The 21,706-nt window shown below is 54.1% G+C and carries 12 protein-coding genes and 4 pseudogenes; 8 read left to right on the forward strand and 8 right to left on the reverse strand.

The features are described from left to right. The first annotated feature begins 561 nt into the window (after nucleotides 1-561). On the forward strand, nucleotides 562-1,296 hold the full coding sequence (locus tag AC02Y0_RS23935) for a winged helix-turn-helix domain-containing protein (RefSeq protein WP_476384540.1): 735 nt from the start codon (nucleotides 562-564) through the stop codon (nucleotides 1,294-1,296). A gap of 85 nt (nucleotides 1,297-1,381) precedes the next feature. On the opposite strand, the pseudogene AC02Y0_RS23940 reads toward AC02Y0_RS23935, so the two are convergent. Then, nucleotides 1,382-2,612, reverse strand: a pseudogene (locus tag AC02Y0_RS23940) (IS256 family transposase). Between the two features lie 272 nt (nucleotides 2,613-2,884). Between AC02Y0_RS23940 and AC02Y0_RS23945 the strand changes: the two are divergent. Then, nucleotides 2,885-3,995, forward strand: a pseudogene (locus tag AC02Y0_RS23945) (IS3 family transposase). 465 nt (nucleotides 3,996-4,460) lie between these two features. On the opposite strand, the gene AC02Y0_RS23950 reads toward AC02Y0_RS23945, so the two are convergent. The 5 genes from AC02Y0_RS23950 to AC02Y0_RS23970 are packed head-to-tail and all read right to left on the reverse strand — an operon-like array spanning nucleotide 4,461 to nucleotide 10,992. Continuing rightward, entirely contained in the window at nucleotides 4,461-6,026 is a 1,566-nt protein-coding gene (locus AC02Y0_RS23950) for an ABC transporter substrate-binding protein (RefSeq protein ID WP_476384394.1), read from the reverse strand. A gap of 28 nt (nucleotides 6,027-6,054) precedes the next feature. Further along, nucleotides 6,055-7,674 (reverse strand): ABC transporter ATP-binding protein, encoded by a 1,620-nt coding sequence (locus AC02Y0_RS23955; RefSeq protein WP_476384395.1) that lies wholly within the window; start codon nucleotides 7,672-7,674, stop codon nucleotides 6,055-6,057. Then, nucleotides 7,671-9,188 (reverse strand): argininosuccinate lyase, encoded by a 1,518-nt coding sequence (gene argH / locus AC02Y0_RS23960; protein ID WP_476384396.1) that lies wholly within the window; start codon nucleotides 9,186-9,188, stop codon nucleotides 7,671-7,673. The genes AC02Y0_RS23955 and argH overlap by 4 nt, the downstream gene beginning before the upstream one ends. 24 nt (nucleotides 9,189-9,212) lie before the next feature. Next, a complete protein-coding gene (locus AC02Y0_RS23965; RefSeq protein WP_476384397.1) occupies nucleotides 9,213-10,106 on the reverse strand; it encodes an ABC transporter permease in 894 nt (297 codons plus the stop codon). Next, nucleotides 10,072-10,992, reverse strand: a complete 921-nt coding sequence (locus AC02Y0_RS23970; RefSeq protein WP_476384398.1) for an ABC transporter permease — start codon at nucleotides 10,990-10,992, stop codon at nucleotides 10,072-10,074. Before AC02Y0_RS23970 ends, AC02Y0_RS23965 begins: the two co-directional genes overlap by 35 nt. A 99-nt stretch (nucleotides 10,993-11,091) precedes the next feature. Between AC02Y0_RS23970 and AC02Y0_RS23975 the strand changes: the two genes are divergently transcribed. The 3 genes and pseudogenes from AC02Y0_RS23975 to AC02Y0_RS23985 all read left to right on the forward strand — a co-directional run bounded on the left by AC02Y0_RS23975 (nucleotide 11,092) and on the right by AC02Y0_RS23985 (nucleotide 13,428). Next, nucleotides 11,092-11,979, forward strand: a complete 888-nt coding sequence (locus AC02Y0_RS23975) for a LysR substrate-binding domain-containing protein (protein ID WP_476384399.1) — start codon at nucleotides 11,092-11,094, stop codon at nucleotides 11,977-11,979. A 74-nt stretch (nucleotides 11,980-12,053) separates the two neighbouring features. Next, nucleotides 12,054-12,996, forward strand: a pseudogene (locus AC02Y0_RS23980) (IS630 family transposase). 312 nt (nucleotides 12,997-13,308) lie between these two features. Then, on the forward strand, nucleotides 13,309-13,428 hold the full coding sequence (locus AC02Y0_RS23985; protein ID WP_476384545.1) for a hypothetical protein: 120 nt from the start codon (nucleotides 13,309-13,311) through the stop codon (nucleotides 13,426-13,428). Nucleotides 13,429-14,152: 724 nt separating this feature from the next. Here AC02Y0_RS23985 and AC02Y0_RS23990 read toward each other — a convergent pair. Both AC02Y0_RS23990 and AC02Y0_RS23995 read right to left on the reverse strand, forming a co-directional pair. Next, nucleotides 14,153-15,718, reverse strand: coding sequence for a toprim domain-containing protein (locus AC02Y0_RS23990; RefSeq protein ID WP_476384400.1), 1,566 nt, complete (start codon nucleotides 15,716-15,718; stop codon nucleotides 14,153-14,155). A gap of 1,410 nt (nucleotides 15,719-17,128) precedes the next feature. Beyond that, nucleotides 17,129-17,773, reverse strand: a complete 645-nt coding sequence (locus AC02Y0_RS23995; RefSeq protein WP_476384401.1) for a hypothetical protein — start codon at nucleotides 17,771-17,773, stop codon at nucleotides 17,129-17,131. Between the two features lie 413 nt (nucleotides 17,774-18,186). Between AC02Y0_RS23995 and AC02Y0_RS24000 the strand changes: the two genes are divergently transcribed. The 3 genes and pseudogenes from AC02Y0_RS24000 to AC02Y0_RS24010 form a co-directional block, all read left to right on the forward strand. Continuing rightward, nucleotides 18,187-19,725 (forward strand): IS3 family transposase, encoded by a 1,539-nt coding sequence (locus AC02Y0_RS24000; protein ID WP_476379581.1) that lies wholly within the window; start codon nucleotides 18,187-18,189, stop codon nucleotides 19,723-19,725. A gap of 115 nt (nucleotides 19,726-19,840) precedes the next feature. After that, complete coding sequence (locus AC02Y0_RS24005; protein WP_476384402.1) at nucleotides 19,841-21,397, forward strand: ISL3 family transposase; 1,557 nt, start codon at nucleotides 19,841-19,843, stop codon at nucleotides 21,395-21,397. Nucleotides 21,398-21,448: 51 nt separating this feature from the next. Continuing rightward, nucleotides 21,449-21,682: pseudogene (locus AC02Y0_RS24010) on the forward strand (IS110 family transposase); the annotation flags it as partial. Between the last annotated feature and the right edge of the window lie 24 nt (nucleotides 21,683-21,706).

Below are 21,706 nucleotides of genomic sequence, written 5' to 3' on the forward strand. Positions count from 1 at the left end.
TTCTTCTTGCGCACCCGGAAGCGTCCACACATGTCCTCAAGCCTGTGCTTGAGCCTTTCTGCTTATGCCGACTGTGCGGTCGAAACGGGGGGGCAGTTCAGGGGACCACTTTCCTCAGAAACGGCATGGCTGCAGCCCGGCCGATACACCTGTTCGACTGTGAAGATTATAATTCACTCGTATTCGCTGAATTACGCGCCAAGGCATTTGCTTCAATCAACTACAAATGAAACGGGCTGCCTGAAATTGTGCGAATATTCCCCTGGTCAGGGACCGCCAAAATCTCCATTACCTTATGCCCTAAGATCAGCACCGTGTACGCGAACCCACTAAATTTCTTTTATTGTTCAATCCGTTATTCCGAAAAAGAGCACACGCGGTGAAGCTCTTTTTATGTGAATTTAATTCACTTTCTCGCATATCGATGCGTGTCACTATGAACTTGCCGACATGATAGCATACCTGTTGCGATGATTGCTGCTGCGCTCCACGGCCGTTAATGGGTGGCTAACAATTTCTTAATCAGCCTCGGTTCACGAGTAAGATGAAGGCGGTTAACCCATGAAAAATATCCTTGTCGTTGATAATGACCCTTCAGTTCGAAATCTCCTGTCGGACTATCTATCTCAGCATGCCTTTCAAATAAAGGCCGTTGAAAATAGCCAACAGATGGTTCGTTATCTTAATAACGAGGTCACTGATTTGTTGATCGTCGGTGTGACACAAGACCAAGAGGACGATCTGCAACTCATCCACCAGGTTAATGCCAAGCTGGACATACCGATCATCATCATCAGCGGCGACCGGCTGGATGAAACCGACAAGGTGAGGGGGCTGGAAATGGGGGCCACCGATTACATCGCCAAGCCATTCGGATTGAGAGAGTTTCTGGCCAGAGTACGGGTTGCGTTGCGCAACACCGCCGACCGAAAAGCTTACACGCAGCAGAAAGTCTACAAGTTCGATGAGTGCCGAGTAAATACAAAGCTGCGCCGGGTTCTCGATCCGTCAGGCCAGGAAATCAGGTTAACCGCAAGCGAACTGAACTTACTTTTGGCATTTCTCAGCAATCCGCGCAAAACCTTATCGCGCGAACAGTTGCTGATGGCTACACGGGTGCACGATCAGGAAATATACGACCGTAGCATTGACGTTCTGATCCTACGGCTGAGGCGTAAGCTCGAAAAGGCGCTGCCGGAACGGAAGTATATCAAAACGGAGCGTGGATACGGATATATATTCGACAGCGAAGTTCTAACTGAGTGTCTAAAGATGAGAACACATCAGGCTTCATAAAAAACAAACTCCACAGACGATTGTGTCCCGCTGAGTGGTGTAGCTTTGGCAATCGCCGTGCCTTCCGGACAGAGCCGGGAATTGGTCAGCTTGCGGCTGGCAGGCTGACGAGCGGATCATCGCTCATTGCTGCTACGGTCTCAAATGTCATGTAGCGGGATCGCTGAACAGCCCACTCGTCGTTTTGCTCAAGCAGCAGTGCACCGACCAACCTGACGATGGCATCGTCGTTGGGGAGGATGCCGACGACTTCTGTGCGTCACTTGATCTCGCCGTTGAGACGCTCGATCGGGTTTGTCGAATGAAGCTTTGCCCAGTGCTGCTTGGGGAAGGTCATGTAGGCGAGCACATCGTGTTCGGCACTATCCATCAGCGTGGCGAGTTTCGGCACCTTTGGCCTGAGCTGGTCAGCGACATTGCGCCATTGGGTGCTTGCGGCCTCCGGTGTGTCCTGCGCAAAAGCCCTGGCGATGAAGGCGGAGACTACGCGCCGTCCGCTCTTCCCGGCATGGGCGAGCGCATTGCGCATGAAGTGGACACGGCACCTCTGCCAAGTGGCGGAAAGCACCTTCGACACTGCTGCCTTGATGCCTTCATGCGCATTGGAGACAGCAAGCTTCACGCCGCGTAGGCCTCGCCTTGTCAGCTTGCGCAGGAATTCCGTCCAGATCGCCTCGGCCTCGGATGTGCCGATCTCCATGCCGAGCACCTCGCGTCGACCATCGGTGTTGACCCCGCGGAATGATGACAGCGACAGAGATGATGCGTCCGCCGCGACGAACCTTCAGATAGGTAGCATCGATCCAGAGGTATGGCCATTCCTCCTCGATTGGCCGATCGAGGAAGGCCTTCACCTTCTCGTCGATTTCCCCTTGCCCGGCAGGCAATGCTTGCATCGCCGAAAGGGGCGCAGAGCCGGGATACCTGGCTCTTGGAAATACCGCTCATGCCCATGGCCTTGACGAGATCATCGACCGATCGGGTCGAAACGCCTTGGATGTAAGCTTCCTGAATGACCGCCGTTAGAGTCTTCTCCGCCATTCGGCGCGGCTCCAGAAAACTCGGGAAATAGTAGCCTGTACAAAGCTTCGGAATACGCAGCTCGACGGTGCCCGCCCGCGTCCCCCAGTCCCGGCCGGATAGCCGTTGCGTTGGGCAAGTCGGAAGCCGTTCTTCTCGCCATAGCCCGCGCAGGTCTTCGTCCCGACCTCCAGCGCCATCAGCTTTTCGGCAGCAAAGCCGATCATATCCCGTAGGAAATCGGCGTCGGCGCTCTTCTCAACGAGTTAGCGCAGGTTCGTCATGTCGTCGGTCATCGGTGGTGTCCCTCAGGTTGGTCTTGAACAACCCGACCCTACCGGAAAACACTGGTGACCACCGCTACGCCGCCCGCTCCCTACAGCACATTGGAGGGCGCGCTCGCGAGCGGCTTCGCTATCACCCAGCTACACCACGCGCCGGGACACGATCCCACAGACAAGACCATGGAGGCGTATATGCAGGCCTTCTGCTCTGATCCCTAGAAACTGGACCGTTCATAACTGAAGTTTTCCGCGGTAATTTCCCGGCTAGGAAAAGGAGCGGAAGCATGAAGGCATCGAAGTTCTCGGACGCGCAGAAGGTGTTTATTTTGAAGCAGGGCGATGACGGCGTGCCGGTGGCGGAGATCTGCCGGAAGGCCGGGATTAGCCAGGCGACGTATTTCAATTGGCGGAAAAAGTATGCGGGTTTGCTGCCCGATGAGATGCGTCGATTGAAGGCTCTGGAGGATGAGAATTCCAGGCTCAAGAAGATTGTCGCGGACCTGACGCTCGACCGGGAAATGTTGCAGGACGTCATCCGCCGAACGCTCTGAGGCCTGTCCGGCAGCGCAAGCTGATCGACGGGATGCTGGTGGACTGGGGCATATCGATCCGACGGGCCTGCAAGGTCCTGAGGTTCGACACATCGACCTACCACTACAAGTCCCGCCGCACCGGACAGGCCCCACTCGAAAGACGCATCAAGGAGATTTGCGAGACACGCGTGCGGTATGGCTACCGCCGCGTCCATGTACATTTGCGCCGCGCGATGGCTGGAAGATCAACATGAAGAAGACCCGCAGGATTTACAGCGAGTTAGGGCTTCAACTACGCAACAAGCATCCCAAGCGCCGGGTGAAGGCTAAGCTCAGAGATGATCGCCAGGAGGCTGTCGGGCCGAACGATGTCTGGGCAATGGACTTCGTTTACGACCAGCTTGCGACTGGCAAGAAGCTGCGCATCCTGTGGTCGACACGCACTCTCGTTACTGTCCGGCCGCCGACGCACGCTTCAACTACCGGGGCGAGGTTGTCGTCCAGACCCTGTAAAGCATCTGCCGGAAGACCGGCTATCCCAAAACGATAAGGATGGACAATGGCAGTGAGTTCATCTCCCGTGACCTCGACCTCTGGGCCTATGCCAATAACGTCACCCTGGAATTCTCACGAGCTGGAAAGCCGACCGACAATGGCTTCATCGAGGCGTTCAACAGCAAGCTGCGGTCGGAGTGCCTGAACGCTCATTGGTTCCTGACCCTTGTGGATTCCCGCGAAAAGTTGGAAACTTGGCGTCGACACTACAACGAGGAATGTCCTCACTAGGCGATCGGATATAACCGGATTTAACGTCCCGATCGCCCTACATAATCCCGGTGGCGCAACCAGCCAGCCATCGTGATCAGAGCCGGAAAACTCCAGCTTCCGGCGGTCCAAGGTTTGGTCCCAGAGCATTGATGTGACGGACTCTACCAAACTCTGGAGGAAGTTCAGGGGCTCAGGTCACTTCATCAAAGCATCCATGGAACGAGGTACTCTAGTTTGTTTTCCGACCTTACTTCGTTCGCCGACTTGGCGCAAACTTGTGTTAACACCTGCGGAAGCTGACAGGTGAAGCTGCAAGTCTGAATGGATCGAAAAGCATGCGCTCACATCAGAACTATCTTAAAAAAAAGGGCTGCCATCGGACGGCGCCGACAGCAGCCGAAACGCCTCGGGAAGAGGCTGGGGAATGGAAGCCGAGACGCCACTTGAGGTACAACGCTTAGCACGAAGTTGCTTTTGAAGCCTTCCACTCGGGCAGCTTTGGCTTAGGCTGCTGCAGAGGGCGGGCGACGCAAGTGACGCCCGACCTGCAGTCTCCGGATTAATCTTGCTTAGTCACTTGGTCGAAATGAACGACTTCGTCACTAAAAACGACCGGATCGGTTACATTCTTGCGAGCAGCGAAAATTTGTACCGAGTCATAAATCGGAATGTTGTTCGGTTCTTCATTCCAGATAATTTCCTGGACTTTGGCGTAAAGCCCTAGACGAGCATCATAGTCAAGTTCTCTCAGTGCAGCTTTCATTAATTCCTGAACCTCAGGGTTATTGTATCCTGTAAGATTGGAGGAATCCCCCACGACCGTCTTACGCCGCAGGCGCAAATCTGCATTCGTAATGCCGGTTCCCAAGAGCCACATGTTTGCTGCGTTTGTTCCGCGACCAGTGCCACCCTCTTGCTCTGCGTAAAGCTCGCGCTGGTATGCCGCCCATTCCCAGGTGCGGAACTCCGTTTTCAGACCAACAGCATTGAGGTATGCCTGTACGGCCTGAGCCACATCTCTGTCCTTTGGATAACGCCCGGCCGGCGTCCACATCACAACGGTACCCTCATATCCATCAGGGTAAACTTCTGCGATCAATTTTTTTGCACGGTCTGGATCGTAGGGATGCGGCTTGAAATCAACTCGGCCCTGCACTCCCTTCGGAAAAGGACTAGAAGGAACGAGGCCATAACCACCTAAAATTTGATCTACGATCGCTTGGCGGTCGATCGCAAGGTTTGCAGCTTGGCGAATTCGTGGATCATCGAATGGTTCAGCGGTTGTGTTGATCTCAAAAAAGATCTGAAATGAGCTTGGCACCACCAACAGACGCGTATCGTCGCGTTGCTCAAGCTGACCGGCGAACTCGGGAGGGATGTTTCCGGCTATGTCAGCATTGCCAGTCTCCACTTCAACTACCCGGGACGCTCCTTCCGGGACTGCGCGGAATACGATTTCAGCTGGCACCCCGCCAGTCCCGAAATATGCGGTGTTTCGTTCGATCCGAGTGTAATCGTTTGGTACCCATTCACGGAAAACGTAGGGGCCTGTGCCGACCGGATGAACGGCGTAATCGTCGCCCTTTTCTTTAACAGCTTTTGGGCTGCTGATGGCGCCGTAGTCATCGGCAAGAAGTTCGATCAGGGTTGGGAAGGGGGCGGATAGCTTGAGTTCTATCGTCTGGGCGTCTACAATATTTACGGATTCAATTGCGCTGAACTGAGATCGCACTGGCGATCCCGTCTCCTCGGCCCTCAGCCGATCAATGTTAAACTTTACCGCCTCAGCATCGAAAACCTCTCCGTCATGAAACATCACACCTTCGCGAAGCTTGAATGTCCAAGTTAACCCATCCTCAGAAGTTTGCCAGCTAGTCGCCAAGTCGGGGACGATATCGGTCATATTAGGGTCGGCAAACTTAACTAGACCGTTGAACAAATGCCTGAACACGATTTGTGATGTAACACTCTGCGATTTTGCTGGGTCAAGGTTGGCGACGTCACTTCCTTGCACGTAGGTGAGCGTTTGAGCCGAGACCGTCCCAGCATTCAAAAAAGCCGATAGCACACCGCCCAAAATCGCTGCCTTAGGACAAAAACCGGTTCTTTGAGGAATATGTAGCATTGGATTCCCTTTCTGCAGGTTGAATGCCCTAGCCAGCTGACGGGGGCGGAAGGATATCGAAAGAAGCTTGGATAAGATTTCGTGTGTAGGATTGACGGGGAAAGTGAAAAATCTGCTCGACCTTGCCCGCTTCAACGATTAGTCCGTCCTTCATGACAAGAACCTCGTCAGCGAGAGCCCTGACCACCTTCAGATCATGACTTACAAACATGTATGATAGGCTGAAGCGGGTTTGTAGATCGCGAAGGAGTTCGATGATTTGTGTCTGGACCGAGAGATCAAGTGCTGATGTCGGTTCGTCTAGAACGATGAAACGCGGCTTAAGGACAAGAGCGCGTGCGATCGCGATACGCTGACGCTGCCCTCCCGAAAACTCGTGGGGATATCGTTGACGAACTGCGGGATCAAGTCCGACTTCCTGGAGCGCAGTAGCGACTAGCTCCTCTCGCTCGCGGCCGTTGGCCCCGATACCGTGTATTTGGAGCCCTTCACTTATGATCTTACCTATTGAACGACGGGGATTAAGGGAGCCGAAGGGATCTTGAAAAACCACCTGCATGCGTTGGCGCAATGCCTGCGCTTCTCGACCCTTAAGGTTGGAAATATCTTTATTTTCAAGGCGGACCGCCCCTTGATAACGTTGTAGCTGGAGTATCGCCATGCCCAAGGTGGTCTTGCCTGAACCGCTTTCACCGACGATCCCGACGGATTGACCCTGCCGTATGGTTAAATCGATGCCGTCAACCGCCTTGATGTAATCAACTGTTCTTCTGAACAATCCGGACCGCACGGGAAACCAAACTTTGATGTTTTTCGCTTCGAGCACGACGGGAGCATTGTCGGACACAGACAGTGCTTGACCTTTAGGCTCCGAATTTACGAGATGGCGTGTATAATCGTGCTTGGGACGGTCGAAGACCGCAGTAGTATCGCCAGTCTCTACGATTTGGCCGCCCTTCATCACGCAGACACGAGTTGCCATGGCCCGGACAACGTTTAAGTCATGGGTAACGAGCAGCAGAGCTGTCCCTGTCCGCTCACTCAGTTCTCGCAGTAGTGCCAGAACCTGTGCCTGAATAGTGACGTCAAGGGCTGTGGTGGGTTCATCAGCTATGATGATGTCTGGCTCGTTCGCAAGTGCCATTGCGATCATCACACGCTGTCGCTGGCCTCCGGAAAGCTCATGCGGATAAGCTTTTCTCCGCTTATCTGGATTCGGTATACCAACCATCTCCAACAACTCTAACACCCGAGCATCGAGCTCTCTTCGGGAGACCGAGCGGTGATTGGCTACGACTTCACCTATTTGACGCTCCACAGTGTGCAGCGGATTAAGGGACGTCATTGGCTCTTGAAATACCATGGCAATCCTGTTGCCGCGCAGCTTTTCCATTTCTGCGTCCGGGAGGCTGGCTAAATCCTGCCCTCGAAATCGTATAGTGCCAGTAACTTTCGCAGATGATGGAAGCAGCCCCATAATTGACAGGGAAGTCATTGACTTTCCAGATCCAGATTCACCAACCAGCGCTAATGTCTCTCCCTTTCTTAATTCAAAGCTAATCCCTCCAACTGCGGCTCGCGGCATAGATCCGAACTTGACGGTGAGGTCCTCGACTACGAGAAGAGCAGGCTTGCCTGTGACATTCATCGGCTCTCCTCCAGAATGTCCGCTATTGCGATAGCGAGAGCTGCCTCCCCGTCGCGAATTCGCATCTGCTCGGAGTCAAGCCATTCCTGATGGTTGCTTACGCGACTTTCGCATCTTGCCAGCATGCGATCCACTTCGGCTGGCGCTACGCTGCCCATTGTAACGCGTGAACGAACAAAATCCTCCGGATCAAGAGCACGACTGAGGTCGTCTTGGTGCACATCGATCCGGCAGCCGATAGTCTCTAAGGCTGCTTGAGAAAGATGCTCGACCGTGACCTGCTCTGGCGTGATGTTCACCGCAAGGCAGTTTCGGACTAAACGCCCGACGACGTGATGAACCTCGCGAAATGGAAGACCTGTCTGCCGAACAATCGTATCCGCCAGGTTACTGGCGGTAGTCCAGCTGCCACGAACTGACGCAAGCATTTTTTCCTGGTGTACGGTTAACGTCAACACTATACCAGCCAGTAGTTCTAGGGACGCATGTGTGCTGGACAATGCATCCTCAGCCATGGGGAGCTCGCGGATGGCTTGATCTCCCGTTCCCTCGGCCCTGAAAGTTGCTAGCGCCGTGCTTAACCAAGTGACTGCACTACCAGCTGCACCTTTTACAGCTTCCAGTCCGGTCGGATTCTTCTTCTGCGGGAATATGCTGGACGTTCCGCAATAAGAGTCGTCTGACTCTACCAAACCAAATTCGGTCGAAGACCAAATGTGCAGGTCGGTCGCCAGATCGTTAAGATCAGACATGATGAACGACAAGGCCCCGACTAGTTCGGCTGAGTAGTATGCCTCACGACCGAGCTTCGAATTTTCAATTACGTCATGAAAACCCAGGAACTGAGTTGTCCGGCGTCGATCTAGTGGCCAGGATGTGCCGGAGAGGCCAACCGTTCCAAGCGGGTTGCGGTTCATGCGAAGGTATGCCTCTGACAGACGCTCAAAGCTTTCTTCAAGCCTGTATGCGAAGCTGAGCAAATAGTGACCAAATACCCACGGCTGCGCCTGTTGCATGTGAGTATACCCCGGCATGACGGTCCGCGAGTGCGCTCTCGCTACCGTCAGTACCGCCGCCCGCATCTGGACCAGGGCCGCGAAGACCTGCAGCGTACGGTTTCGTTCCGCGAGACGGCGGACAGTGGCGCCCTGATCAATCCGACTGCGTCCGGTATGCATCTGACCGGAAATTTGATCGCCTACCTTTTCTCGTAGGTAATTCTCGATTTGAAGGAGAAAGCTGCCCCTAGCAGGGTCAACAACCAAGGCATCTTCGCCTGATCTACGCAACTCGCGAAGAGCACAGAGTAAAGCCCTTGCTGTTGGTCGATCAATGATACCTTGCTCGGCTAGCATCGTCGTATGCGCCAGATCTACCAGCAAGAACTCGTCAAAATGTTGCCGCTCTTTCGTTAGCGCGGGCACTACGTAGTACTTCATCAGGCGGTCCGCAGGAGAGCTTGATAAGCGGGCCTCTGCGAGGGTGAACTCATTCTGTTTCGTGGCGAAGGACATAATATTCTTCCGGTAACGGGGGTTTTAGTCGCGATTGTTACGCATTCGCGGATCCAGATGATCGCGCAGCACGTCGCCGACGATGTTGAAGCTCAAAATGACGAGGAACAGCGCGGTACCTGGGACGAGGATCAAATGCGGGGTTGTAGTGAGATAGCTTCTCGATCCGGCAATCATTGCACCCCACTCGGGAATAGGCGGCTGCGGGCCGAGACCGAGGAAACTCAAGCCGGACGCAATCAAGATCGCTTCGGCGAGCGATATGGTGCCATGAACAATCGCGAGCGACGCGGTATTCGGTAGAATGTGACCAAACAAGATGGACATATCAGTCGCCCCAAGAGCACGAGCAGCGGTCACAAACTGTCGCTGCCTTAGCGCGATTACCGGACCGCGAAACAATCGTGCATTCTGTGGCACGGTCGAAATAGCGATCGCTAAAGTCAGACTGATGACCCCTGGTCCAGCCACGGCAATAACCATGATTGCCACCAAGACACGCGGGAATGCGATCATGAAGTCCATAAAGCGCATCACTAAAGCGGTGAGCCAGTTGTCGTAGTACCCGCACAGCGCGCCAATCGTAATGCCGACAACCATGCTGCCTGCGACACTCACAATCGCGACCAAAAGAGTTATGCGACCACCGTAGATCAGTCGGGCGACCATATCGCGGCCCATCTCGTCGGTGCCTAACCAGTAGGCCCACGATGGCGCTTGGCGGGCGGCTCCCAGGTTGACGAGAGTGATCGTGCTTGGATCGTAAAGCAGCGGCGCGAATATCGCGGCGCCAACAAAGAAAATGATGCATGCTGCAGCGGCTAAAGTCAGCCAGTGCTTCGCAAACATGCCAATCCAAATCGGCGATGAGTTGCGCGCCATCTCAGGAGTAGGAGATGCGTGGGTCGAGGATTCCATAGATGATGTCCACGATGAGGTTGACGACGACGACAGCTATCGCGAAGACGAGAAGCGTGCCCTGGATTACGAAGATATCGCGCTGAGCTATGGCATTGATCATGTACCGGCCCATGCCTGGCCAAGCGTAAACCGTCTCAACAATGACAGCACCACCGAGTAGACGGCCGAAGTCGAGACCAAAGATTGTGATCAACGGTATAGATGCATTTCTCAGAGCGTGATGGTACGTGACCTTCGGCCAAGAAAGCCCCTTAGCCCTTGCCGTGCGGACGTAGTCCTCCGCAAGCGTATCGAGCATGCTCGAGCGAGTAAATCTGGCGAAGGTCGCCACATAGGGCAATCCAAGCGTCACGGCCGGCAACACGAGGTGCGCTGGTGTGCCACGCCCTGTTGGCGGGAGCCATCCTAGGTTCGACGCGAAAAGCATCATCAAGAGAAGGCCCAAAAAAAATCCGGGCGTCGAGATCCCCAAAACGGAAAGGCTGGTAACCAACCGGTCGGCCAAGCGACCGCGTCGAAGGGCGGAAATGATGCCAAGAGGCACACCCAGCGCCACTGCGAACAGCATTCCGGCAATTGTAAGCTCCAATGTCGGCCCGATTGTTCGAGCGATGCCTTGTGTTACGGGCTGCATGCTCTGGAATGAACGTCCCATGTCACCCTCGAGGAGGCGCTCCACGTACATCCCAAACTGAACCGGCAGGGGCATATCGAGCCCTAAATTGGTCCGTATCTGTTCGATGTCCTCTTGAGCTGCATCCGGACCTGCAGCAATACGGGCTGGGTCTCCCGGGATCATGTGAAGGATCAGAAATATCGCCAGAGCCACGCCAAGAAGCATTGGACCCAACAACAGAACGCGGCGAAGAATAAATATCGGCATCGACACACTAGCCCCTGTTTCTGATTGAACTGTCCCCCAACCATGCCCTAACATCAAGTGCATACTCGATTGTGGCACTATAACAGGATGTTATGAGAGATGAATTCTCGACAGATTGAAGCCTTCAGGGCGGTGGTTCAGCTCGGCAGTATGACGAATGCCGCCGAGCTCCTCGGGGTCACCCAACCGGCAGTAAGCCGTCTCATCCGCGATCTGGAGGCGAACCTGCAGTTGCGACTGTTTAGGCGTGAGGGGAACCGTCTAGTGTCCACCCACGAGGCGATTGTGTTGTTTGAGGAGGTTGATCTCCATTACCGCGGTCTTGGCCGTATTGAGAAAGTCGCTAGTGATTTAAGGCGGCAGTCTATCGGTTCGCTGAGGATTGCTGCCCCGCATTCGCTGGCTACGTTTTTCCTGGCTGACGTGACGGCCAAATTCCTTGAAGAAAGGCCTTCGGTCGAGATTTGTATTGGTTCGTTTCACTCTGCCCTGATCGCAGAACGAGTTGCACTGAGGCAATTTGACATCGGCTTGGTTCAGATTTCTGGTGATCATCCAGGGGTTAAGGTGGTTTCACTTCCCCCGCCACCTGCAGTTTGCATTTTACACAAGGATAATCCCCTAGCTCGCCAAGAGGTGCTCACGCCTAAGATCCTGGCGCACGAGGACTTCATATCTCTCGGCATCAGAAGTCCTTTACGGGCAAGAATTGATGCGCTGTTTACAGAATTCGGTATCGAACGTAAGCAACACATTGAGACTGACCTGGCCGCTACGGTCTGTTCTTTGGTGTCCAAAAACCTGGGAGTGTCTATTGTCGATCCATTCGCTGCGTCTGCTATGGACAAGCAAAAGGTTGTAACGCGTCGTTTTGAGCCTTCAGTTCCGTTCGAAGTGGCAGTGGTAGTTCCTGCCCACAGGAGTTTATCGGCTCATGCTCAGAGATTTCTGGAAACAATAAGGGGTCACTTTAGAGCGGTTCCCTGACTGATTGAATCTGTCGGGGCTTCGAAATCAGGCGCGTTCTGATTCAAACTATCTGCCGATGGAGGTCGGCGGATATGTCAAAAGCTCTCTCTGTCGATCTGCGTGTTCGCGTGCTTGCTGCTGTTTCCGCTGGTGCGACCCACCGAGAAGCTGCTGAACGGTTTGGCGTGAGTGCCGCAAGCGTCAGCCGCTGGCCAAATCTGCAACTTCGCCAGGGCGACGTGCGACATTGTCCTCTTAGCGGAGATCGAAATTCCGGAAAGACAGAGGCCCATGGCGAGGCGATCATGGCATGGCTCGCTGAGCACCGCGATGGAACCTTGTTCGAGTGCAGGACGCGCTTTCTGCCTAAAGCATCACAATCAGCAAGTCGGCTTTGCACCGGTTCCTTGTCCGGCACGGCCAGACTCGCAAAAAAGACTGGCCACGCGGTAGAGCAAAGCCGTCCCGACGTCCTGGAACCGCGTCAGCCGTGGTTCGATGATCAACTGGACCTTGATCCTGCCAAGCTCGTCTTCGTCGACGAAACCTGGACTGCGACGAACATGGCGCGCACGCACGGACGCTGCAGGAAGGGAGAGCGCCTGCGAATGGGCTTCCCGCACAGCCACCGGCAGACCACGACGCTGGTGGCTGGCTTGCGCAACACGGGAATGGTTGCGCCGCTCGTCATCGACGGGCCGATCAATGGAGAATGGTTCGAGGCCTATGTCGCCCAGGTTCTGGTGCCGACCCTGAGGCCTGGCGATGTCATCATCCTTGACAATCTCTCCAGCCGTAAGCGACCGGCGGCGCGTGAGATGATTAAGGCTGCCGGTGCGCGCATGCTGTTCCTCCCTCCCTACAGCCCAGACTTCAATCCCATATAGAAAGCATTCTCGAAGCTGAAAGCGCTCCTGCGCAGCAGCAGAGCGAACCGTGACCGGCCTTTGGGACAGGATCGGGAAACTGATCGACCTCATCGAGCCCCAGGAGGCTCGAAACTTCTTCACATCATGTGGTTACGATCCAGCATGAAAGGGCACCGCTCTAAGGTCGAGGAACCCGTATCGTACGTAAGCGCACAGAGCTCGTGAATGCGCTACGCGCCACGCTCTATGAATACGGTCAAATAGTCCCCTTGGGGGTTGGCCATATCAAGCGCATTGAGGCAATCCTTGCGGATGCCGAAATCGAATTGCCTGAGATTGTACGATAAGAGTGCCATGACCTTCTGGCGCAGATCAGCGAGAAGACGGCCCGATTGATAAAAAGATGCAGAAGCTTTCGGAACTGGCCCGGCAAAGTGATACCGCGCGACGCCTTCAGACGATGCCGGGGGTTGGGCCGATGATCGCATTGGCCGTCGAAGCCTTTGCGCCTGCCATGCAGACCTTCCGACGTGGCCGAGATTTCGCTGCGTGGCTTGGGCTTGTCCCCAACATAGACCGGCCAAGCCGATATCCGTAGGCTGCTTATTATCGATGCCATGGCACGGGTGAATTGTGCAAGTCGCTGACCGCCCCGGGTCGATAGTTGGCTCTCGCGGATGCTGGTCAGGAAACCTGGTATGCTGGTCGCAAACGCTTTGGCAAACAAAATGGCCCAGAAGATATGGGCCATGCTGACCAAAATGGAGGATTATCGAGCACCGGCCATGGCTCATGCAGTCTAAAATACCACGGCATTGCATAGCCAATCTCATAAGGAGGCGTGAGGAGTCTACGACCCGAATGGGCGCTTGATCGATTATCTGGAACGGCGAAACCAATTGGAGACGTAAAGCCAATAAGCTCGGAACGTAGATTGGTACCCGATCCGCTGATCACCATACCGGCAATGCGGCTTATGCAAGTGCCGTACACAAAGGACTGACACAAGACCGTACTTGATCGCACCTCATTGGGAAGAAAATTCTTGCGCGACGCACGGCAGTTCAGGCAACCACATAAGTTTCTCTGGAGAAATTCCATTCCTCTCGTCAATGAGAACTGGATCACATATCAGGAGCCAGTGAGCAACTTGGGGGTAGAACAGCGGTTATTCTAAAGTCCAGTTGGATAACATACTATTGGCTACCGGTGAGGTATCCAAGGCAAAGGCAAGACATTCTGCGCATGGTGTCCGTCCAGTTTTTTTAAAGGGTCAAGATACCAAGTCCGTGAAGATAGTTATACGGACATATTTTACGATTTTACAGATCGAGACCGGAGGATAAACGCTGCCTTTTGACCTCACGATAGGATTGTTCTGCCACATCGGGCGCAGAGCGTTTCATTGACGCCTTCCGCAAACCTTCATCACTTTGAGTGACAGCTCCATTTACCGCTGCTACACCGCCGGCTCTCTGCTTGTTGTCGGTGTCCTGACGCTTCAATTCTTCGCCGTACGCGATCATCTCCTGGAGGCTCATGCGCTTGCTGATCGCTTTTCGGAATACAGCTTCACCACCTTCGCGAAGGATCTCATCGGGATCCTTCCCCGCAGGCAGTAGTGCGAAGCTCATGCTTTTGCCCTGTTGAGCCAACCGGGTCTCAGTCAGATAGTCCAAAGTCCGTTTAGCAACATCTGCGCTCGCCTTTCGGCCAGCTTTATCGCCGTCAAGGCACACGAGTGCATGGTCATTAAGACGGAAGATCTTGTCCAGTTGTGGCCGACTAATTGCAATGCCAATCGGAGATACCGTTTGCTTAATGCCTGCCTTGTGTAGCGACATGACATCTGTGTAGCCTTCTACGATCAGGAGCTCCCCTGACTCTCGAATTGCATCCTTTGCAAGATGATGGCCCCACAAGAGTTCCGACTTCTTAAAAATTTCGGAGTTTCTCGAATTCCAGTATTTTGGTGTATTATTTCGAGGTGTTCCTATCGATCGACCAGTCAAGCCTACGACCCGCCCATATTCATCACACCATGGAAAAATAATGCGTCCCTTGAGGTAACTGAAATCATCGAAAATGGCGCGACTCTTGATGTCTGTAGAATATTGCCGAAATATATCAGTATTATCTAAATGCTGAACATAAGATACAGAAGATGGAAAATAGCCAACTTTAAACGCTGGATCTGGCTCCCAAAGTCCACGAGAATCAAGATAATCCTTAGCATTCTTGTTGAGTGGCTCCTTGGCGATTACATCAATTATCTGATCATTAAGAAGACTTTCTTGAAAAAGTTTTGACGCCGTTTCCATTTTCTCTTCTAGATCATAACTTATAGACATGTGACAAAGGTAGTCTTCCTCCGAAATCGGAGCCTGCAATGCCGTTTGCGTACGATTTCTCAAATTTACAATTTCTACTGCTGGCGCAGCGGTCTCGGGGCCACGTCGGTTCACTTTCACCGTTCCATTTGTCCTTCGACTGTCGCCATTTGTTACGACATACTCATCCACCGCAGCATGCCAGCTCTCCTTTCTCATGATTTCTCGCGCGAATTTTTCGCCGCCACCGTGTGTTGAGCATCCCCAACAGTGGTAAGCACCGTAATGGCCCATACTGTCGTTTATCTCGAAAGAAGGACGCGTGTCTTCGTGATCTACGGTGGGGCAATTGGTTTTCCACTTACCCTCACCAATTCCAATCAATTCTTGGTTTGTATGGAATCTAACCATATCGGAAAGAAGGGGACCAGCCGTTTCCTCATGTTTGCCGGGGAGCGCGCCAGCAGCGTCGGCGCGATCATGCGGATTCCCTATCGCCAACGATGCTTCAAAAGCGGGCTGCTGACCTCCGGATGTCGAGGTTTTTCGAAAGGGCATGTGCGTGTTGATCCTAGTAAACGTCAATGTAAGAAAGGCGCTCTCAATTGCCCGTAATACCTACCACCCCAGCCGTGCGAAACGAATTTGATGATGATTACAATCGAAACTCTGTGGCGGCTTATGGCACCAAGGTTAGTAGGTTAACGACGTGACGCATCCAAGCGATTTCGCTTACGTCTACGACACTCTTGTCAGGTGCCCGCCTGTCGAACTCCCCCCTTTTCGTCAGATCACTGGGTGACGCGGATAAAAACCAGGGCTATCGTTCTTTGTACGAACGCTTTCTCTCCGACTGACCTGAGGCCCGCGACTAGCCGCGCGCGCAAGGTGTATGGCCGGCAATGCTGGAGACACGCTTGCTATTCAGCGGACAATACCACTATCGCGATTGGTCCGATCTCTTCTGTTTTCACTGGAAGTACTGGGCGTTAGATTTTCTTGGTTCTCTCCCTCTGGTTCATCCAGATAATGAGATTGAGAGCCCGAGGGGCGTTGCACATTGGTAGATATCTCATTAAGCGGAACACGACCCTTTACGGTAGGGATGAGATCGAAAGGTGGCGCAGGGAGCCTGCCGACTGCATCACTGGCTCTCCATCTACCAGAAAGCGCCCTACGTAAGCGTGACCTCGAGGAGGCCTCCTGTTCACTTCCAAAAGCTTCGTCCGCCGTCCTTCGTCGGCCTGCTGGTGCGTTGGACGGTGGACTTTCTGCAACCGTCATCAGCCGACTGCTTGCCGGTCTCTCAGGTGGATGCTGCAAGCGACGGGTAGACGGTCGACCGACGTTCTGTTCGTTATTTAATGATTGTTCGGCAGATCGGGCGGTAGTTAGTCGACGGTTTAATGCCATCACCTCATAGTTACTCAGTCGCGCCCTAAGGATATTGACACGCGCTTCAACCAACGTCTCGAGGTCGCTGAGATAATCGTAGGCCCTTGCGCGTGCTTCCTCCTGTTTCTGATGAAGGCCCGCAACGTAGTCACCTAAAGCTTCATCCATCTCTTCCCGAAGATTCGATGCTCCCAAGCGGACCGATGTTTGGGGCTGAGATCTCGGTTGGCGGCTTAACGAATTGTTATCATTGTTGATAGGCAAATGGGGCCTCAATACTGTGACCTGGAAAAACTGGTTGTGCATGAAGTAATAAAACTATCTCCTTCACATCTGTAGCTCTTTCTGTCGTGATCTCGTTTCCAAATTTCTCACGGCGCCAGTGCTTGCTCGAAGCGCTTTAAAAGCGTCGCGAACGGATAAGGCCGCGTCTTTGTGTCCATTGGCCACCAGATTGAAAATGCTACCTCTGGACTGCAAGGCTTCACCCCAGCCCTTGGATGCACCCTGAGACATTTTAATCAAAAATGATGCAACATCCTCATGGCCTTTTATCTTCAAGTGTGACGCCAGCTAAGACACTTCTTTTCTTACACGGAGCTGATCAGACTGCCTTTGTTTATTTCTTACACGACTGGAGGCGGGCGCAGATAAAGGCGATGTGACCTGCTGAGATACACGCTTCTGCTCGATACTTGATCCAGTAGGACTGCTCGGAGGAAGCGTCTTTTCCCGGATGGGCGGTTCGGAAAGCAGATGCCGTGACGGAGTCTTGCTCGTAGAGTCTGGCGACATTTCCAATTTTAGATTGTAAAACTGCGCCATGTTGTTGTGAACAGGGGTGAGCGCGGGTGTCGACAACTGCATTGACGTCCGCTTCGGAGACGATGCAGTTGCTATAAATTTCTCTTTAACGCCAACTCTGATAGGAGTCCGAGGAAGCCTAAAGGCTTTCATAAGAGGCAGTTTCTGTTCTTTAGCCTCGCTCAGATTTTCCCCTGAAGAAGTTAGCGTTGCGCTATTTGCTGTTCGAGCCTGCAATAATGCCTGCTCGCCGATGGCTTGATTGTTATCGAACCCATGCCTGTGGTCATTCAAGCGTTCAAAGTAAGAAAGGAAATCTTCCCCCGTTTGGATTTCATCCCATTTTGGAGGAGCTTCTGTGAATTCCAGGAGCAGCTCTTTTGCTAAGGGGAACGGTGCTTTTTCACTAGTCACTTTCATTATCCTTCGGCGCGCTTCTAACGGCGGCCGAAGGCCAGCCATTTAGCGTTAAGACAATGAACGACGCTTGCAGGTTCCGCAATTCGCACCATGTAAACAAGATTTTATGCTGCGTTACAAATGTAACCATCCCGTGCCGATTATTTATATAAATCTAATGTGTATTTACTTTTCCACAAATAATACGTGTATATAACAAGTATGTATTATAGAACGCGTCATTTTTTTGGGGTCATACCCGCATCATTTGACGTAGTTGGCGCCTTCTTGCGGCTCGAACAGAATGACGATCTGGCCGACCGCCTTCGACGGTCCGCTCGGCTTTGGCGCGCAATACTGTCAATCGGCGCGGAAAGTTGACCCCATGGGGATGCGGACGAAAACTTGGACCACCAAGGAGGTAGTTCATGTATTCCTATTCAGACAGACTTCGAGCAGTGGAGCTCTACATACGGCTGGGCAAGCGCCTCAACCCGACCCTTCGTCAGCTGGGATATCCCACAAAGAATGCGCTGAAGGGTTGGTACCGCGAGTACGTCGAGAATCTCGATCTGCGTATGCAGCCGGTAGCGCGAGCGCCAAAGTATTCCGAGGCACAGAAACAGGCGGCACTTGAGCACTTTCGCACCCATGATCGTTGCATCTCTGCGACGATGAGGGCGCTTGGCTATCCCGGACGAGGAACTCTGACCGCCTGGGTCCGAGAGGCCTTTCCGGAAACGCAAACATCAATGGTTGGTCGATCGTGGCATCCTGGCTATTGCGAGGAGGTCCGGCAAGCCGGCGTCATCGGACTATGCTGTGGAGATGAAACCGCTCAACAGTTAGCTGATCGGCTAGGCGTCTCAAGGCCGACATTGTACAGCTGGAAAGACCAGCTACTCGGTCATGAGGCTCCTTCATCCATGAAACGCCGCAAAGCCAACTCCAAAAAGCCAGAACGTGAGGAACTCGAGCGACAGCTTGAAGCTCTCCAGCGTGATGTCCGCCAGTTGCAACTCGAGCATGACCTCCTGAAGAAAGCCAACGAACTGTTAAAAAAAGGCCTGGGCGTCGATCTGCAGATCCTGAGCAATCGGGAAAAGACACAGCTGATTGACGCCCTTAAAGATAGCTATCGCCTGCCAGAACTCCTCGCCCAGCTGCAAATTGCCCGGAGCTCCTACTTTTACCACCGCACACGGATATGTCTGGCAGATAAGTATGCCGCCATCCGGCACAGCCTTGCGAAAATATTCGAAGCAAACCGTCGTTGCTATGGTTATCGCCGATTGCAGGCGTCGCTTGCCAGGCAAAGCGTGACAATCTCGGAGAAGGTTGTGCAGCGCTTGATGAAGCAGGAGCAGTTGGTCGTTGCCAGGCCGCGTCGACGGCGTTTTGGATCATATCTGGGAGAAATCAGCCCGGCGCCCGAGAACCTGATCAATCGCGACTTCCATGCAAAAGCACCGAACGTGAAATGGCTGACAGACATCACCGAGTTCCAGATCCCAGCTGGGAAGGTGTACCTCTCGCCGATCATCGACTGCTTCGACGGTATGGTCATAAGTTGGTCGATTGGGACGCAGCCAGATGCAGGCCTGGTCAACACAATGCTGGATGCCGCCATTGAGACCGTGACCAAAGGAGAGGAGCGGCCAATCGTCCATTCCGATCGTGGAGCCCATTATCGCTGGCCCGGCTGGCTGACACGGATCAGCAACGCGCAGATGGTTCGCTCGATGTCCCGCAAGGGCTGCTCACAAGACAACGCTGCGTGCGAAGGCTTCTTCGGCCGGTTGAAAACGGAACTCTTTTATCCACGGGATTGGAAGGCCATCACAATCGAACAGTTCGTCGCCGAGGTGGATGCTTACATCCGCTGGTACAACGAGAAGCGCATCAAGATATCACTGGGATCACTCAGCCCGGTCGAATATCGCAACAGCCTCGGCCTGAGCATTTAGAACAGTCCAACTTTTTGTCCGCACCCCCCATATCGGCGTGCAAAATTGGCTCTGACTCACTTTTGATGAATTCTGGGCGTCGGCTGGCGTTGGTTTTGCAGAAGGAATCAGCGCCATGGTTCATTCGCTTCGCCCCTCCGCACTCGTGCCTCGAGGCTTTGTCATCGATGAGACAGCTTCTGCTGGCGATGCCATCATACTCACTGTCCGATCGACGGATATATCCAGCGGTTGTCCAGGCTGCGGAACAAGATCTGCGCGGATACACAGTCGTTATCATCGACGCCTGACGGATCTTCCCATCGCGGGAAAGTCTGTGCGATTGGTAATTGCCGCACGCCGCTTCTACTGTGACGCAGTGCTGTGTGGCCGACGGATTTTTGCCGAGCGCTTTGAGGCAGATGTCCTGGCGTCGTGGGCGCGGCGCACTGCGCGGCTTGATCACATCGTCCACCATCTCGGGCTTGCTTTGGGTGGGCGACCGGCGGCGACTATCGCCCGCAGACTGATGGTGCCGGTCAGCAACGACACCTTGCTGCGTGTCGTCCGACGGCGCGGCACCCCGCGTATCGTTCCGCCGACGGTGATCGGCATCGACGACTGGGTATGGCGGCGCAACCAGCGTTACGGGACGATCATCTGCGATCTCGAACGGCGCAAAACCATTGCACTTCTGCCAGACCGAGAACCGGCAACCGCTCAGGCCTGGCTTTCGGGTCAGCAACAGATCAGTGTCGTCGCCCGCGACTGCGGTGGCGCCTACGCCCTTGCTGCAGCCAAGGCATTGCCGGACGCGACCCAAGTGGCCGATCGATGGCATTTGATGGAGAACGCCAGTCGGGCATTCCTCGACGCCGTCCGCAAATCGATGCGACAGATCAGAACAGCGATCGGGTCGGTAACGATCAACACGGAGCTGCTGACGGCAGCAGAGCTGATCCAATATCAGGGATATCTGCATCGAGAAGACACGAACGCCGTCATTTTGGACTTGGCCAAGTCCGGTGCTGCAATCAAAGAAATCGTTCGTTGCACAGGGCACAGTCGCGGCCTCGTCAGGCGGGTGCTACGCGGTCAGCGATCTGAGGTGTTCCGCGTGCGGGAGAGCTCCCTTGAAGTTTATCTGCCATGGCTCGACGCGCAGTGGAGTGCCGGTCACCGCAATGGCACACAGTTGTGGCGAGACCTGACGCGCCAGGGATTCCAGGGCTGCCTTCGTGTCGTAACCGAGTGGGCGACGCGTCGGAGAAAGGCGGAAAAGATGGATTGCGAAGCGTTGAGCCGTACGCCGTCGGCACGGACTTTGGCACGCCTCATGACCATCGCTCGCGACGATCTCTCCAAGTCTCAGACCGTTACGGTTGCCGCGATTGAAGGCTTCGTGCCGCAACTCGTGGAGGCGCGGGAAGTCGTCGCCGCTCTCCAAGCCATCATCCGCAAGAAATCTCTTGCCGATCTCGAACCATGGCTGGAACGGGCCCGATCAAGCTTGGTCGCGGCCTTCGCCAATGGTGTCGCCAAAGACCGGGCAGCCGTGAGTGCCCCGATCAGTTTGCCGTGGTCAAATAGAAAGACAGAAGGGCAGATTACCAAGCTCAAGCTTGTAAAACGCCAGATGTACGGCCGAGGGAAAATCGACCTCCTTCAGGCCCGCGTCATTGGCGCCGGATAGGCCTCTGGCCACCAAAATTGCGTCAGAGCCAATTTTGCACGCCGATTCACATCCCGACGCGGAGATCGCCATTTGCGTGGACTTCTCTACTAAGCAGCGTCGGTCATTCTCACGCGCAGTGCCAAACAGAGTTCCTTGCGAACTTGGGGCCTTCAGCTCCGGGAGAGGATCGGCTTCAAAAGAGCGGCTGTGGCTGTTGCACGAAAGCTTGCTGTCATCATGCACACCATGCTCACGACCGGAGAGCTCGTCAATCCAGCCGCCGGAGTGTCCGTGGCAGCATAGGACCAAATCGCCCTGGGGAACCAA

The sequence above is a fragment of the Allorhizobium sp. nf9_anc genome (assembly GCF_056323085.1).

Coding starts and splice junctions, on each gene's coding strand:
- AC02Y0_RS23935 (WP_476384540.1), top strand. CDS start 562: ATGAAAAATATCCTTGTCGTTGATAATGACCCTTCAGTTCGAAATCTC.
- AC02Y0_RS23950 (WP_476384394.1), bottom strand. CDS start 6,026: ATGCTACATATTCCTCAAAGAACCGGTTTTTGTCCTAAGGCAGCGATT.
- AC02Y0_RS23955 (WP_476384395.1), bottom strand. CDS start 7,674: ATGAATGTCACAGGCAAGCCTGCTCTTCTCGTAGTCGAGGACCTCACC.
- argH (WP_476384396.1), bottom strand. CDS start 9,188: ATGTCCTTCGCCACGAAACAGAATGAGTTCACCCTCGCAGAGGCCCGC.
- AC02Y0_RS23965 (WP_476384397.1), bottom strand. CDS start 10,106: ATGGAATCCTCGACCCACGCATCTCCTACTCCTGAGATGGCGCGCAAC.
- AC02Y0_RS23970 (WP_476384398.1), bottom strand. CDS start 10,992: ATGCCGATATTTATTCTTCGCCGCGTTCTGTTGTTGGGTCCAATGCTT.
- AC02Y0_RS23975 (WP_476384399.1), top strand. CDS start 11,092: ATGAATTCTCGACAGATTGAAGCCTTCAGGGCGGTGGTTCAGCTCGGC.
- AC02Y0_RS23985 (WP_476384545.1), top strand. CDS start 13,309: ATGATCGCATTGGCCGTCGAAGCCTTTGCGCCTGCCATGCAGACCTTC.
- AC02Y0_RS23990 (WP_476384400.1), bottom strand. CDS start 15,718: ATGCCCTTTCGAAAAACCTCGACATCCGGAGGTCAGCAGCCCGCTTTT.
- AC02Y0_RS24000 (WP_476379581.1), top strand. CDS start 18,187: ATGTATTCCTATTCAGACAGACTTCGAGCAGTGGAGCTCTACATACGG.
- AC02Y0_RS24005 (WP_476384402.1), top strand. CDS start 19,841: ATGGTTCATTCGCTTCGCCCCTCCGCACTCGTGCCTCGAGGCTTTGTC.